Consider the following 14,786-nt stretch of genomic DNA (forward strand, 5'->3'; position numbering starts at 1 on the left):
AACTGCTCGCGCGTGCGCGCGACGTGCTGCGGGCGCACCCCGTTGTCGACGGGCACAACGACCTCCCCTGGGCGCTGCGCCAGCAGGTGACGTACGACATCGACAAGCGCGACATCGCCGCCGACCAGAGCGCGCGGCTGCACACCGACATCCCGCGGCTGCGGGCCGGCGGGGTGGGGGCGCAGTTCTGGTCCGTGTACGTGGACACCGCGCTGGCCGGGGACGCCGCCGTCAGCGCGTGTCTGGAGCAGATCGACGTGGTGCGGCAGCTCGTCGACCGCTACCCCGGGGACCTGCGGCTGGCCACGACCGCCGACGAGGTGGAGGCGGCCCGGGCCGACGGGCGGATCGCGTCGCTGATGGGCGCCGAGGGCGGGCACTCCATCGCCAACTCGCTCGCCACCCTCCGCGCCCTGCACCGCCTCGGCGTGCGCTACATGACGCTCACGCACAACGACAACACCGACTGGGCCGACTCCGCGACCGACGAGCCGCGGCACGGCGGGCTCACCGCCTTCGGCGAGGAGGTGGTGCGCGAGATGAACCGGGTCGGCATGCTCGTCGACCTGTCGCATGTGGCTCCGGCCACGATGCGCGGCGCGCTGCGCGTCACCGAGGCGCCGGTCGTTTTCTCCCATTCGTCCGCTCTCGCCCTATGTGACCACCCGCGCAACATTCCTGATGATGTGCTGGAAATGCTGCCCGGCAACGGCGGTGTGGCGATGGCCACGTTCGTGCCGAAGTTCGTCCTGCCGGCCGCCGTGGCGTGGACGGAGGAGGTGGACGCGCACATGCGCGCCCGCGGTCTGGACCCGTTCGACGCGGGCGACGAAGCGGTCCGCGTGCGCCGCGCGTTCGAGGAGGCGAACCCGCGGCCGGAGGCGACCGCCGCCACCGTGGCGGACCATCTGGACCATATGCGCGAAGTGGCAGGAATCGACCATATCGGTATCGGTGGCGACTTCGACGGCACGCCTTTCGTCCCCGCCGACCTCGCCGACGTGGCCGGCTACCCGCACCTCGTCGCCGAGCTACTGAGCCGCCGTTGGTCGGAAGAAGACCTGGCCAGGCTGCTGTGGGGGAACGCGGTGCGGGTGCTGCGCGACGCCGAGGCGGCGGCCCGCGACGCGGCCGGGCGGCGGGGCCCGTCGATCGCGACCATCGAACAGCTCGACGGGCCCGCGAGCGGTCGGGGTTGAGCCGCGTGACATAAGTCACTCACGGAATTCTCATACGAGGGGGCGATGTGTCCGACTCCTCGGGAATCGGCAAGTCTCCACCTCGGGGGAGGAATTGAGGACCCGCGCGGGATGGGGTGATTGTCGGGCTGGTTCCGGTGTGACGTGGGAAACGGCCTTGACGACGTTTCACAGCTTGTTCTGTTTTCGGCTGTGTGTTTACGGTGCTCGCCGTGCTCGCGCCACCGATGCGGGTACCTCGTCGCCGTAACGCCGAATCCTGTCGGCGGCGACGGGCGGACACTTCAGCTTTCACGGCAGGAGCGGGGGACCCAGGTAAGTGCCGGACCGTGCGCACGCACGGGACGGCTTGGGGTGAAGCCATGCTCCGCATGGCCGGGCATCTCCAGCTCGAACCCGACAGCTCACCTCGCAGGCGTCGGAGAGGAGCATGTCCATGTCCGCACGCGGACGTCACCGTCGCCTGGGCCGGATAGCCCGGGGCAGCAGGGCCCTCGTCATCACCGCCGGCAGCGCCGGCGTCGCCATCCCCCTGATCGCCGGCGGCCACGCCCAGGCCGCCTCCGTCGACACCTGGGACCGCGTCGCCCAGTGCGAGAGCGGCGGCGACTGGAGCATCAACACCGGCAACAGCTTCTACGGCGGTCTGCAGTTCGTGCAGAGCACCTGGGAGGGCTACGGCGGCACGCAGTATGCGCCGCGCGCCGACCTGGCCACCAAGGAGCAGCAGATCGAGATCGCCGAGAAGGTGCTCGCGTCCCAGGGCCCCGGCGCCTGGCCGGTCTGCTCGGTCCAGGCCGGGCTCACCCAGGGCGGCCCCGCCCCCGACCTCTCCACCGGCGGTGGCGAGGAGGCTCAGCAGGAGAGCGAGCCCGAGGCGCAGCCCGAGCAGCCCGCCCAGCAGGAGCAGGCCGCCAAGGAGGAGGCCCCGCAGCAGGAGCAGGCGCCGGAGAAGAAGTACGACAAGGCCGGCACCTACACCGTCGTCTCCGGCGACACCCTGTGGGACATCGCTCGCAAGCACGGCATCGCGGGCGGCTGGCAGTCGATCTACGAGACCAACAAGGACGTCATCGGCGGCGACCCGGACCTGATCTTCCCGGGCCAGCAGTACGAGTTCGACGGCGGCGAAGAGGTCACCCTGGAGGAGCCGGAGTCCGCTCCGGCGCAGCCCTCCGCGGCGCAGGAGGAGCAGCCGGCCGAGGAGCCGCAGCAGGAGGAGCAGGAGCAGCCGGCCGCCGACGCCTCGGCGGGCGGGTTCTCCGCCCCGATCGACGCCGGTCTGTCCACCGCGTACCGGGCCGCCGGCGGCTCGTGGTCCAGCGGTTACCACACCGGTGTCGACTTCTCCGCCGGCACCGGCACCCCGGTCAAGGCCGTCACCTCCGGCACCGTCGTCAAGGCCGGCAACGGCGCCGACGGCGGCGCGTACGGCAACGCCGTCGTGATCAAGCACGACGACGGCCGCTACAGCCAGTACGCCCACCTGTCGTCCGTCTCGGTGAGCGTGGGCCAGACCGTGGGCGCCGGCGAGCAGATCGGCCTGGTCGGCTCCACCGGCAACTCCACCGGCCCGCACCTGCACTTCGAGGTGCGCACCCGCCCGGACTACGGCTCGGACGTCGACCCGGTCGCGTACCTGCGCGACAACGGCGTCTCTCTCTGAGGGTCCCCCGCAGTACGGCGCAGCCCCCCGTTTCCGGCGGAACGGGGGGCCTCGTCGTGCACGGGCTACGCCGCCGGGCGGCCCATGGCGCGGAACGTCCAGCCCGCGGCGCGCCACGGCGCCGGATCCAGGGTGTTCCGCCCGTCGATCAGGTGCGGCCGGGAGACGACCGCCGCCAGGTGCCCGGGGTCGAGGTCGCGGAACTCCGGCCACTCGGTGAGGTGCAGCACGATGTCCGCCCCGCGCAGCGCGTCCTCGGCGGAGTCGGCGTAGCGCAGGGTGGGGAACTCCCGGCGGGCGTTGTCCATGCCCTTGGGGTCGTAGACGGTGACCTGGCCGCCCTGGAGGTGGATCTGGCCGGCGACGTTGAGGGCGGGGGAGTCGCGGACGTCGTCGGAGTCGGGTTTGAACGCGGCGCCCAGGACGGCGATGCGCCGGCCCAGGAAGGTGTCGCCGCAGGCTTCGCGGGCGAGCTCGACCATGTGGGCGCGGCGGCGCATGTTGATCGAGTCGACCTCGCGCAGGAACGTCAGCGCCTGGTCCACGCCCAGCTCGCCGGCGCGGGCCATGAAGGCGCGGATGTCCTTGGGCAGGCAGCCGCCGCCGAAGCCGACGCCGGCGCGCAGGAACTTCCTGCCGATCCGGTCGTCGTAGCCGATGGCCTCGGCGAGCTTGACGACGTCGCCCCCGGCGGCCTCGCACACCTCCGCCATGGCGTTGATGAACGAGATCTTCGTGGCCAAGAACGCGTTCGCCGAGGTCTTCACCAGCTCCGCGGTCGGATAGTCCGCCGTCACGAACGGCGTACCGGCGGCCAGGGGAGTCGCGTACACCTCGCGCAGCGTCTCCTCGGCGCGCTCGCTCGCCACGCCGACGACGATGCGGTCCGGGCGCAGGGTGTCCTCCACGGCGAAGCCCTCGCGCAGGAACTCCGGGTTCCACGCCAGCTCCGCCTGCTCCCCGGCCGGCGCCAGCTCGGCCAGCCGCCGCGCCAGCCGCGCCGCGGAACCCACGGGCACCGTCGACTTCCCCACCACCAGACACGGCCGGTCCAGACGCGGCGCGAGGGCGTCGACCGCGGCGTCGACATAGCTCATGTCGCAGCCGTACTCGCCGTGCCTCTGCGGCGTGTTCACACAGACGAAGTGCACGTCGCCGAAGGCCGCCGCCTCCGCGTACGAGGTGGTGAAGCGCAGCCGGCCGGTGGAGCCCTCGATTCCGGCGACGTGCTTGCGCAGCAGCTTCTCCAGGCCGGGCTCGTACATCGGCACCCGGCCCGAGGACAGCAGCTCGACCTTCTCCTCGACCACGTCCAGGCCCAGCACCTCGAAGCCCAGCTCCGCCATCGCGGCGGCGTGCGTGGCACCGAGGTACCCCGTGCCGATCACAGTGATCTTCAAGGTCATGTGCCCGAGCATATCCGCGGGCTCCGACACGTCCACCTGGGCAACCATGCGCCCGCGTTCGGAGTCTGACTCATGAACGTGCACTCATAGAGGTGGGGGATCGTGACGAGGCGGCATCTGGACGGAGCGGGCGGCGGAACCGACGAGCACGGTACGCCGTACGCCCCGGAACCGGCGGCCGGTCCGACCGACCCGGCCGACCTGAACGACCTGCACGACCCGAGCGGCCCGAAGAGTCCTGACGACCCGAGCGGCCCTCACGACCCGAGCGGCCCCGGCGACCCGGCCGACCCCGGCGACCCCGCCGACGGCCCTCCGCCCGCCGCTCCCCGCCGCCGCATGAGCCGCGGCCGCAAGGTGCTCCTCGGCGCCGTGATCATGCTCGTCGCCGGGGTGCTCATGGCCGCCGGCGGCCTGTGGTGGGCGTACCAGCACTACACCGGCCGCGTCGACCGCATCCCGAACGCCTTCCCGACCAACGTCCCGAAGAAGCACCAGCCGGCGCCGTCCAAGGGCGGCGAAACGTACCTGCTCATCGGTGTCGATGCCCGCTCCGACCTCCCGCTCACCGGCGACGGCGCCGGCGAGCACACCTGGGAGCCGGGCGCGCAGCGCAGCGACACGATGATGCTCGTCCACCTCCCCGAGGGCCGGGACAGCGGCTACGTCGTCTCCCTGCCCCGCGACTCCTGGGTGACCATCCCCGGCCGGGGCGAGGCCAAGCTCAACGCCGCCTTCTCCTACGGAGGACCCCCGCTGCTCATCGACACCGTGCAGCGGATGACGAAGGTCAAGATCGACCACCTCGCGGTGATCGACTGGAGCGGCTTCAAGCGCCTCACCGACGCCGTGGGCGGCGTGGACATCACCATCGACGAGACCACCCCGCGCCGCAACGGCGGCGGCGAGTGGACCGCCGGCACCCACCACATGAACGGCGAGACCGCCCTCGACTACGTGCGCGAGCGCCACGGCCTGCCCCGCGGCGACCTCGACCGCACCCAGCGGCAGCAGAACTTCCTGCGCGCCGTCATCACCGAGACGATGTCCTCGGACAACTTCTCCAACCCGCTCAAGGTCAAGCGCCTGCTGGACGCGGTCACCGACACCGTCAGCGTCGACGACAGGTTCTCGGACGGCGCGATGCGCGACCTGATGTGGGACATGAAGGGCGTGCGCTCCGACGACCTGGTGTTCATGAACGCGCCGGTGGCCGGTCTGGACATGATCGACGGCCAGTCGGTGGTGCTGCTGGACGACGGCGCCGCCGCCCCGCTGTGGGAGGCCATGCGGAACGACACCATGGAGCGGTACGTCGAGAAGTACCCGACCGACCGCCTGGGCAGCACCGCCCCCTGAGCCCCCGCCGCCGCGCTCCACGGCCCCTGTCGTCAACGTCACGTAGGTGCGCCCGCCGCGCACGGCATACCATCGGCACTACTTAACGGTAATTAGCATGCGCGGGAATGGAGAGAGCCTTGGCAGGAGCGCCCGAATTCGACCTGTACCGCCCGGCCGAGGAGCACGACATGCTCCGCGACGCCGTCCGCTCCCTCGCCGAGGCGAAGATCGAGCCCTTCGCGGCCGAGGTGGACGAGGAGGCGCGCTTCCCGCAGGAGGCGCTGGACGCGCTCGTCGCGGGCGACCTGCACGCCGTCCACGTCCCCGAGGAGTACGGCGGCTCGGGCGCGGACGCGCTGGCGACGGTCATCGTCATCGAGGAGATCGCCCGCGTCTGCGCCTCCTCCTCCCTGATCCCGGCCGTCAACAAGCTCGGCTCGCTGCCCGTGATGCTGGCCGGCTCCGAGGAGCTGAAGGCGACGTACCTGACGCCGCTGGCGCGCGGCGAGGCGATGTTCTCGTACTGCCTCTCCGAGCCCGAGGCCGGTTCCGACGCGGCCGGGATGAAGACCCGTGCCGTACGGGACGGGGACTCCTACGTCCTCAACGGCGTCAAGCGCTGGATCACCAACGCGGGCGTCTCCGAGTACTACACCGTGATGGCCGTCACCGACCCGGAGAAGCGCTCCAAGGGCATCTCCGCCTTCGTCGTCGAGAAGTCCGACGAGGGCGTCTCCTTCGGCGCCCCGGAGAAGAAGCTCGGCATCAAGGGCTCCCCCACCCGCGAGGTCTACCTCGACAACGTCCGGATCCCCGCGGACCGCATGATCGGCGCCGAGGGCACGGGCTTCGCCACCGCGATGAAGACCCTCGACCACACGCGCATCACCATCGCCGCTCAGGCCCTGGGCATCGCGCAGGGCGCGCTCGACTACGCGAAGGGCTACGTCCGCGAGCGCAAGCAGTTCGGCAAGCCGGTGGCGGACTTCCAGGGCGTGCAGTTCATGCTCGCCGACATGGCCATGAAGATCGAGGCCGCCCGCCAGCTGACGTACGCCGCCGCCGCGACGTCCGAGCGGGTCGCCGCCGGCGGCGGGGACACCGGCCTCACCTTCCAGGGCGCGGCGGCCAAGTGCTTCGCGTCCGACGTGGCGATGGAGGCCACGACGGACGCGGTGCAGCTCCTCGGCGGCTACGGCTACACCCGCGACTACCCGGTGGAGCGCATGATGCGCGACGCCAAGATCACCCAGATCTACGAGGGCACCAACCAGGTCCAGCGCGTCGTCATGGCCCGCAACCTGCCCTGACGCCCCTCCGGGGCGGCCGGTACGCCTCCCGTACGCGCTGGAGGGGAGACCGGGAGATCGCTGGCACGGCGGGCGCGGCCGGGAGGGGGCCGTACGGAAGGCGGCCGGGCCCGGACGCGCCGGCCGGCGGCGGGTCAGGCCGGGCCGGGCGCCGGGCGCGGGTCCCGCGGCGCCGCGTCCGCGAGCCGCCGTTCGAGGTCCGCCAGCCGGTCGCGTACCTCCGCCGTCTCGCTCGGCGCCAGCCCGACCAGCAGGTGCAGCGCCTGGCACAGGGTGTCGCGCGCCTCGCGCAGCCGGCCCGCCGCCTCCTGCGCCTCGGCGAGCTGGGGCAGCGTGATCGCCCGGTACACCCGCTCCTCCCGGCCGGACAGCAGGCGGAGGGACCGGCGGTAGCTGGCGATGGCGTCCTCCGGACGGTCCAGCCGCAGCCGGATGAAGCCCAGGCTGTCCAGGGTGGCGGCCTGGCCCAGCGTGTCGCCGAGGTCGTCGAGGATGCCCAGGGCCTCCTCGCAGCACCGCAGCGCGCTCGTCAGGTCGCCCCGTTGGGCGCGGTACCAGCCCAGGTTGTTCAGGGCCAGCGCCACCCCCGGGCGGTGCCCCGCCCCGCGGCACAGCTCCAGGGACCGCTCCGCGTGCCGCTCGGCGCCGGCCGGGTCGCCGCGCTGCCCTTCGAGCACCGCGAGCTGGGTGAGGACCACGGCCTGGCCGACGGCGTCGGCGCTGTCCTCGTACAGCCGGAGGGCCCGGCGCAGCTCGGCCCCGCCCTCCTCGGCGCGGCGCAGCCGCACCAGCGCCTGGCCGAGCCCGAAGTGGCAGTACGCGCGCGCCGCGGGGTCGGCCAGCCGCCCCGCCGCCGCGAGCCCGGCACGGTGGACGTCCGCCTCGTCGGACAGGTGCCCCTGCTGGTAGAGGAACGTGCGCAGCATGCGGGCGAGTTGCCAGGTGTGCACGTCCCGGCCGGCGCGTGCGCTGCCGTCGACCGCGGCGAGCAGCGTCTGCCGTTCCCGGCGGAACCACGCCAGGGCCTCGCGCTCGTCGCGCGGCGGGACGACGGTGACGTCGGCCGCCGCCGGCGGCGGGGTGACCGGCAGCTGATGGTGCCGGTTCAGCAGCCGGTCGCCGTGGTAGGCGGTGTGCAGCAGATGCTCCTCCAGCCGGGCGGCCGCCGCGCGCCGCTCCGGCGCCGGCAGCTCGTCGTCCGCCCGCTCCCGGGCGTAGCTCCACAGCAGGTCGTGCCAGGTGTAGCGGCCGGACGGGGACTCCTCCAGCAGGTGCGCCCGGCACAGCTCCGTCAGGGTGCGCCGCGCCCGTACCGGCGTCACCCCCGCCAGGCTGGCCGCGGCCGCCGGCGCGATCTCGGGAACCGGGTGCGTCCCCAGCAGCAGGAACAGCCGGGCGGCGGCCGGGCTGAGGCAGCGGTAGGACCAGGACAGCACGGTCCGCAGGTCGGTCCGGGCGTCCCCGCCGTCGAACGCGTCGAGCCGCGCGGTCGCCCCGTCCGCCCCGTCCGCCCCGCCGAGTTCGGGGAGCATCGCGGACAGCGGCATGCCGGGGCGGGCCACGGCGCGTGCCGTCACGATCGCCAGGGCGAGCGGCAGCCCCGCGCAGTGGGTGATGAACTCGGCCACCGCCTCCGGTTCCGCCGCGACGCCCTGGTCCCCCAGCCGGCGGGCCATCAGCTCCCGCGCCTGCGCGGGCGGCAGCGGGCCCAGCCGCACCGGCCGCGCCTCCTCGGCGGCCACCAGGCCGAGGAGGTCGTGGCGGCTGGTCACCAGCGTCAGGCAGCCGGGCGCGTTCGGCAGCAGGGGCCGTACCTGCTCGGCCTCCCGGGCGTTGTCCAGTACGACGAGCATGCGCCGGCCCGCCAGCAGGCTGCGGTAGAGGCCGACCCGCGCCTCGGCGTTGTCCGGCACCCGCTCGCGGGGGACGCCCAGCGCTTCGAGGAAGCCCCACAGCGCGGTGCCGGTCTCCAGCGGCGCCGCCGAGGGGCCGAACCCGCGCAGGTTGACGTAGAGCTGGCCGTCGGGGAAGTGCTCCTCGCGGGCCGCGGCCCAGTGCACCGCCAGCGCCGTCTTGCCGACCCCGCCGGTACCGGCGACCACCACCGTCACGGGGACGGCCCGCGCCCGGCCGCCGGGCGCGGGCAGCAGCCGGTCCAGCGCGGCCAGCTCTTCCTGCCGGCCCGTGAAGTACGCGGTGGCGGGCGGCAGCTGACGCGGCACCGGAGCCGCTGCCGGCGGGCCCTCCTCCGGGCCGGTGCCGCCCGCGGCCACCGGCGCGTCCTGTAGCGCCGCCTGATGCGCCCGGCGCAGCTCGTGGCCGGGCTCGATGCCGAGCTCCGCCACGAACCGGCGGCGTATTCGCCCGTACGTCTCCAGCGCCTCCGCACGCCGCCCGCCGCGGTACAGCGACGTCAGCAGCAGCGCCGCCGGGCGCTCCCGCAGGGGGTGCTCGGCGAGCAGCGGCGTCAGCGCCGACACCACCTCCTCGTGCCGTCCGGCCGCGGTCCGGAGCGCGGCCAGGTCCTCCACCGCGGCCAGCCGCTCCTCCTCCAGCGCCGGGACCACCGCGTCCGGCAGCCAGTCGCCGGCGACGTCCGCCAGGGCCGTGCCGCGCCACTCGGCGAGTGCGGCGGTCAGCGCCTCCTCGGCGGCCCCGGAGCCGTTCAGGCGGCGCGCCCGGCGCACCCCGGTCCGGAAGCGGTGCAGATCGATCCGCGCCCCGGCCGCCCGCAGGCGGTAGCCCGCCCCCGTCGTGGTCAGGCCCACCTCCTCGGCGTCGCCGTCCCCGGCCGCGTCCTCCCGCGCCGCCGCGTGCAGCAGCCGCCGAAGCGAGGAGATCCGGCCCTGCACGGCGTTGCGCGCGGAGGCCGGCGGCGTCCCGCCCCACAGGGCCCGCTCCAGCCGTGCCACCGGCACCACGTGCCCGGCCTCCAGGGCCAGCATGGCCAGCACCGCCCGGTCCTGCGCGGTGTCGGGTCCCAGGCGCCGCCCCCCGGCCCACACCCCCACCGGTCCCAGCACCCGCAACTCGACCCGGTCCGGCACGATCGAACACCCCTTCCCGTTCCGGAAGAAGATCAATCTACCTGCTGAATCAGTCGCAAATCAGCCTGAAATCAGCCCGCTGGTACAGCCTTTCGACACCGAGTGCGGAGGGGAGGTGCCGGACCATGCAGATCAAGGTGCAGAAGGTGGAGCCCGTCAAGGCCACCGTGTTCTACGTCTGAGCCACGACCTGGCCTCGTCCCCCGCGCGCGGGTTCCGCCGCGGGGGACTCCCCTTCGTCACTTCGAGGAGAGCAGCCCGTGCGCGTGAGCCTCAAGGAATGCCTGTGGGAACGGGCCGGGGACGACCTGGTCGTGGTCTTCGACCCGCGTGAGGCCGTCACCCTCGGCGACCCGGACGGCCGGATCACGGCCCTCCTGACCGAACTGGACCGGGCGCCGCAGACCCCCGCGGAACTCGTCGACTCCCTGGCCGCCCGCGGCTTCCCGGTCACCGAGGCGGAGGTGCGCGCCGGCCTGGAGGGGCTGGACTCGCTCGGCTTCGTCGAGATCACGGACCACCGCGCCCCGGCAGACCCGCAGGAGGTCGAGCGGCAGTTCTCCAACCTCGCCTTCTTCGGCGCCCACGCCTCCCTGGAGCGGTCCCGGCGCGACTACGTCCGCCGGCTGGCGGACGCCCACGTGCTGGTGCTCGGGGTCGGCGGCGGCGGCTCGTCCCTGGTGCAGTGCCTCGCCGGGCTGGGCGTCGGCAGGCTGACCCTCCTCGACCACGACCGGGTCGAACGACGCAACTTCTCCCGCCAGTTCCTCTACCGGCACGACGACATCGGCCGCTCCAAGGTGGAGCGCGCCGCCGCCTGGGTCGCCGCCTACGACCCCGCGATCCGCGTCCACACCGTCGACCGCTGGGTCTCGGGACCCGAGGACCTGGCCGACCTCACCGACGGCGTCACCCTGGTCGCCGGCGGCCTCGACGGCCACCCCGACGCCACCCTGTGGGTGAACGAGGCGGCGGTACGGGCCGGCGTCCCCTACGTCTTCGGCGGCGCCGGGCGCACCCAGTTCTCGTACGCCTCCGTGGATCCCGGCGCGAGCCCCTGCCTGGCCTGCGACCGGGCGGGGGATCCGGACCCCGGCAGCACCGCGGGCCGGGCCATGCGCCTGACCGCCGCGATGCCCCAGAGCAACCCCCTGATCGCCCCCGTCGCGATGCAGGTCGGCTCCCTCGTCGCCTACGAGGCCCTGCGCTACCTCACCGGCTTCGAACCGCCGCAGGCCGCCGGCTGCCGCGTCGTGGTCGACCTGCGCGACGGCCTGGCCGCCACCCGGGTGCCCTTCACCCGGGACCCCGGCTGCGCCGTGTGCGCCGCGGCCCCGCCGCGCGCCGCCCGGCCCGCCGCCCCGCCGCCGGTGGCGGTCGCCGATGCCTGAGACCGCGGGCGGCACCGTACGGCTGCGCGCGCTCAGCGTGGTGCGGGAGGGCGACGAGGTCGTGGTCGGAGATCCGGAGTCCGGCACGTTCGTCACGATGCCCGCCGTCGGCGGCGTCGTGATCGACGCCCTGCGACGCGGCGCCACCCTCGCCGAGGCCGCCGCCGGCGCCGAGGAGTTCGCGGGCGAGCCGGTGGACGTCCCGGCCTTCGTCACCACCCTCGGCGAGCTGGGCTTCCTCGACGACGGCGAGGACCGCAGCCCCCGGCCGACCGCGCCCGTCCAGGGCCGGCGCTGGCTCGCCGGCGTCCGCCCGGAGACCGCCCGGCGGTTCTTCGGCCCGGCCGCCTGGGCCTGCTACGTCCTGTGCGCCGCCGGCGCCGTGGCCGTACCGGCGCTCCGGCCGGCGCTACGGCCCGATCCGGCCGCGGACGCCCTGGTCTTCACCGACACCGGCCTGAGCGGGCTGCTGCTGCTGCCGCTCGCCCTGCTGGCCGTCGCCGGGCACGAGGCGGGCCACTGGCTGGCCGCCCGCGCCGTGGGCGTCCGCAGCCGCTTCGGCGTCGACCGCCGCATGGTCGTGCTGGTCGTCGAGACCGACCTCACGCAGCTGTGGACCGTCGAACGCCGACTGCGCTACGGGCCGCTGCTGGCGGGCCTCGCCGTCGACGCCGTGCAACTCGCCGCCGCGCTCGTCGCCCGCCTCCTGGTCGACACCGGTCACTGGAGCCCGCCCACCACCGTCGACGAGCTGCTGGCGGCCTGGGTCCTGATCAAGACCGGGCAGATGCTCTATCAGTGCATGGTCTTCCTGCGGACCGACCTCTACGCGGTCCTGGTCAACGCCCTGGGCTGCCGCGACCTGTGGCGGGTGAAGTCGCTGCTGCTCCGCCGCGCGTTCGGCAGGCTGACGCCGCGGCAGACGGCGGAGCTGGCCGCGGCCGACCCCGTGGACGTGCGCGCCGGCCGCTGGTTCCGATGGGTGTGGCTGGCGGGCTTCGCCGGCGTGGCCGCCTGGTTCGTGCTGCTGGTGCTGCCCGCCCTCGCGGAGGTGGCCCGCTGGACGGCCGACGGCCTCGCCGAGGGCCCGCTCGACGGCGCGTTCTGGTACCGCGCGGCCTGCGCGGTCCTGCTGTCGGCGCCGGTGGCCCTCCCCGCCGCCCTCGCGGCCCGCGAGGCGGCCACGGCCCTCCGGTCCCGCCGCCGCCCGTAGCCGCGGGCGACCCGGCCGGGCCGGGGCCGGCGGCGGGCTGGCGGCGGGTGCGTCCGTCAGGCCGGGGGCTTCGGAGTGGCCGTGCAGGGCGCGGCGTTCGGCGCGCAGCAGCCCTCGTCCGCTGCCGCGGCCGGGCCGGCGGTGGGGGCGCAGCAGCCCTTGCCCCGCCAGGCGTCGCGGCCTTCCTTGGCGGCGACGGCGGCGATGGCCAGGGCGGCGACCGGGTCGGCCCAGGCCCAGCCGAACAGCATGTTCGCGAGCAGACCGGCCAGCAGCACCCCCGAGAGGTAGGTGCACAGCAGGGTCTGCCGGGAGTCGGCGACGGCGGAGGCCGAGCCGAGTGCGCGGCCGGTCCGGCGCTGGGCGGCGGACAGGAACGGCATGATCGCCAGGGAGAGGGCGGCGAGGACGATGCCGGGGACGGAGTGGCCGGCCTCTCCGGTTCCGGTCAGCGCGCGGAGGGAGTCGGCGGCGACGTAGAGCGCGAGGGCGAAGAAGGAGATCGCGATGATCCGCAGGGTGCGCTGTTCGCGGGCTTCGCGGACGGCGTGGTCGCGGGCGGAGAACTGCCAGGCGACCGCCGCGGCGGAGGAGACCTCGATGACGGAGTCGAGGCCGAAGCCGATCAGGGCGGTGGAGGAGGCGAGGACGCCGGCCGTGAGCGCGACGACCGCCTCGACGACGTTGTAGGCGATGGTCGCGGCGACCAGCAGCCGTATGCGGCGGGCCAGCACCTCGCGTTGTGCCGGGCCGGGGCCGAGGGACAACGCGGTCATTCAGCAGCAGCCCTTCGTTCCGGCGTCGGGGCAGGTGCGGTCCGCCGCGACGGCCACGACGGCGGTGCGCAGGTCGTCGAGGGCGTGGCCGAGGCGCTCGTCGGCGAGTTCGTAGCGGGTGCGCCGCCCGTCCGGGACGGTGACGACCAGGCCGCAGTCGCGCAGGCAGGCCAGGTGGTTCGACAGCCGGGTGCGGGAGACCTCCAGGCGGTCGGCGAGGTCGGCCGGGTAGGCCGGGGCCTGGCGCAGTGCGAGGAGGATGCGGCAGCGGATGGGGTCGGCCAGGGCGCGGCCGAACCGCGCGAGCACGTCGATGTCAGCGGCGAGTGTCAGCACCCTCCGATAGTACAGGAGATCCTGAATTCAGGGAATTGTGGACTGAAGATCGGCCGCCGTGCGCACCGGACGCGTCAGAGGCGGGCTATGTCGGGGATCGCGGCCTTCGGCTTGCGGCGCGGGGGCATGCGGCCCAGGAGGCAGATGTAGCGCGTCGCGCGGTGGCGCTGGCCGGCGGCCTCGTACGGGGCGAGCAGCTCCAGCATCCGGTCGTCGTCCGCGTCCCGTTCGCGGCCCAGGGTGTAGCCCACGATGCGCGGCAGGTGCAGGTCGCCGACCGTGACCGCGTCCGGGGCGCCGATGACGCGCTGGAGGGTCTCGGCGGCGGTCCACGGGCCGATGCCGGGAATGGCGGTGAGGCGGGCCGCGGCGTCGTCGAGGTCCATCTGCGCCGCCGCCTGAAGCGGGCGGGCGCGGCGGACGGCGCGCACGATCGCCGCCGCGCGCTTGCCGTCGACGCCCGCGCGGTGCCACTCCCAGGACGGGATCATCGCCCAGCCGCGCGCGTCCGGCATCACCCGCATCCGCAGCTCCGCCCCCGCCGGGCCGGGGGCGGGCGTGCCGTAGCGGTGCAGCAGCAGCCGCCAGGAGCGGTACGCCTCGTCCGTGGTGACCTTCTGCTCCAGCACCGACGGGATCAGCGACTCCAGCACCAGCCCGGTGCGGATCAGCCGCAGCCCCGGGTGGCGGCGGCGGGCCTCGTGGACGACCCGGTGGCGCGGCGTGAACGGCTCGGGGTCGTCGGCCGCGCCCAGCAGCGCGGGGAGCCCGTCCAGCAGCCACTCCGCGCCCGGGCCCCACGCCTCGGCGGCCACCGCGCCGCCCGCCGGGGCGACGCGCAGCGCGCCGGGGCCCGCGGGGGTGCGGCTGGCCCGCCAGACGGCGCCGTCCGCGACGCGGTACGCCGGGTCGCCGGGGCCGCGCCGCAGCACGCCGAGGGTGCGCCACAGGTCGTACGGGCCCGGGGGCGTCCAGGTCCGGGTGCGGACGCGGTGGTCGGGGGCGGCGGGCATGACGCACGACTCTAGCGCCCGCCGCCGCCCGGGACGCCCGGCCCCGGCTCCTCGCCCCCGCCGGGCGGCCGCGCCCGACCGCGTAGCC

11 protein-coding genes and 1 riboswitch are annotated in these 14,786 nt (G+C 74.6%); of the genes, 6 read left to right on the forward strand and 5 right to left on the reverse strand.

Going from position 1 to position 14,786, the window contains the following annotated elements; translation table 11 throughout:
• Nucleotides 1-2: 2 nt before the first annotated feature.
• Together ACHZ99_RS20220 and ACHZ99_RS20225 are read left to right on the forward strand one after the other, a co-directional pair.
• Complete coding sequence (locus tag ACHZ99_RS20220; RefSeq protein ID WP_420306074.1) at nucleotides 3-1,199, forward strand: dipeptidase; 1,197 nt, start codon at nucleotides 3-5, stop codon at nucleotides 1,197-1,199.
• Between the two features lie 240 nt (nucleotides 1,200-1,439).
• Nucleotides 1,440-1,632, forward strand: a riboswitch (cyclic di-AMP (ydaO/yuaA leader).
• Nucleotides 1,633-1,635: 3 nt separating this feature from the next.
• Nucleotides 1,636-2,865, forward strand: a complete 1,230-nt coding sequence (locus ACHZ99_RS20225; RefSeq protein ID WP_420306075.1) for a transglycosylase family protein — start codon at nucleotides 1,636-1,638, stop codon at nucleotides 2,863-2,865.
• A gap of 65 nt (nucleotides 2,866-2,930) precedes the next feature.
• Here the strand turns inward: ACHZ99_RS20225 and ACHZ99_RS20230 are convergent, their stop codons facing one another.
• Nucleotides 2,931-4,271: a UDP-glucose dehydrogenase family protein gene (locus ACHZ99_RS20230; protein ID WP_420306076.1), complete on the reverse strand. Its 1,341-nt coding sequence runs from the start codon at nucleotides 4,269-4,271 to the stop codon at nucleotides 2,931-2,933.
• A 102-nt stretch (nucleotides 4,272-4,373) separates the two neighbouring features.
• Here ACHZ99_RS20230 and ACHZ99_RS20235 point away from each other — a divergent pair, with 102 nt between their 5' ends.
• Nucleotides 4,374-5,630, forward strand: a complete 1,257-nt coding sequence (locus ACHZ99_RS20235; RefSeq protein WP_420306077.1) for an LCP family protein — start codon at nucleotides 4,374-4,376, stop codon at nucleotides 5,628-5,630.
• Between the two features lie 107 nt (nucleotides 5,631-5,737).
• Nucleotides 5,738-6,922 carry an acyl-CoA dehydrogenase family protein gene (locus ACHZ99_RS20240; RefSeq protein WP_420306078.1) on the forward strand — a complete coding sequence of 395 codons (1,185 nt, stop codon included), beginning with the start codon at nucleotides 5,738-5,740 and terminating at the stop codon, nucleotides 6,920-6,922.
• 134 nt (nucleotides 6,923-7,056) lie between these two features.
• Here ACHZ99_RS20240 and ACHZ99_RS20245 read toward each other — a convergent pair whose 3' ends face one another.
• Nucleotides 7,057-9,969 carry an AfsR/SARP family transcriptional regulator gene (locus tag ACHZ99_RS20245; RefSeq protein ID WP_420306079.1) on the reverse strand — a complete coding sequence of 971 codons (2,913 nt, stop codon included), beginning with the start codon at nucleotides 9,967-9,969 and terminating at the stop codon, nucleotides 7,057-7,059.
• Nucleotides 9,970-10,235: 266 nt separating this feature from the next.
• On the opposite strand from ACHZ99_RS20245, the gene ACHZ99_RS20250 reads away from it, so the two are divergent.
• Together ACHZ99_RS20250 and ACHZ99_RS20255 are read left to right on the forward strand one after the other, a co-directional pair.
• A complete protein-coding gene (locus tag ACHZ99_RS20250) occupies nucleotides 10,236-11,360 on the forward strand; it encodes a HesA/MoeB/ThiF family protein (RefSeq protein WP_420306080.1) in 1,125 nt (374 codons plus the stop codon).
• Complete coding sequence (locus tag ACHZ99_RS20255) at nucleotides 11,353-12,573, forward strand: hypothetical protein (RefSeq protein ID WP_420306081.1); 1,221 nt, start codon at nucleotides 11,353-11,355, stop codon at nucleotides 12,571-12,573. The genes ACHZ99_RS20250 and ACHZ99_RS20255 overlap by 8 nt, the downstream gene beginning before the upstream one ends.
• 56 nt (nucleotides 12,574-12,629) lie before the next feature.
• Here the strand turns inward: ACHZ99_RS20255 and ACHZ99_RS20260 are convergent, their stop codons facing one another.
• The 3 genes from ACHZ99_RS20260 to ACHZ99_RS20270 all read right to left on the reverse strand — a co-directional run bounded on the left by ACHZ99_RS20260 (nucleotide 12,630) and on the right by ACHZ99_RS20270 (nucleotide 14,698).
• Nucleotides 12,630-13,349, reverse strand: a complete 720-nt coding sequence (locus tag ACHZ99_RS20260; protein ID WP_420306082.1) for a cation transporter — start codon at nucleotides 13,347-13,349, stop codon at nucleotides 12,630-12,632.
• Entirely contained in the window at nucleotides 13,350-13,685 is a 336-nt protein-coding gene (locus ACHZ99_RS20265; RefSeq protein ID WP_420306083.1) for an ArsR/SmtB family transcription factor, read from the reverse strand. It abuts the gene before it with no gap.
• A 74-nt stretch (nucleotides 13,686-13,759) separates the two neighbouring features.
• The gene (locus tag ACHZ99_RS20270) at nucleotides 13,760-14,698 is read right to left on the reverse strand and encodes a DNA-3-methyladenine glycosylase family protein (RefSeq protein ID WP_420306084.1); all 939 of its coding nucleotides are present in this window, start codon (nucleotides 14,696-14,698) and stop codon (nucleotides 13,760-13,762) included.
• Nucleotides 14,699-14,786 lie beyond the last annotated feature (88 nt).

Origin of the sequence: Streptomyces sp. MAR4 CNX-425, assembly GCF_048656465.1 — a bacterium.
Taxonomy (GTDB): Bacteria; Actinomycetota; Actinomycetes; order Streptomycetales; family Streptomycetaceae; genus Streptomyces.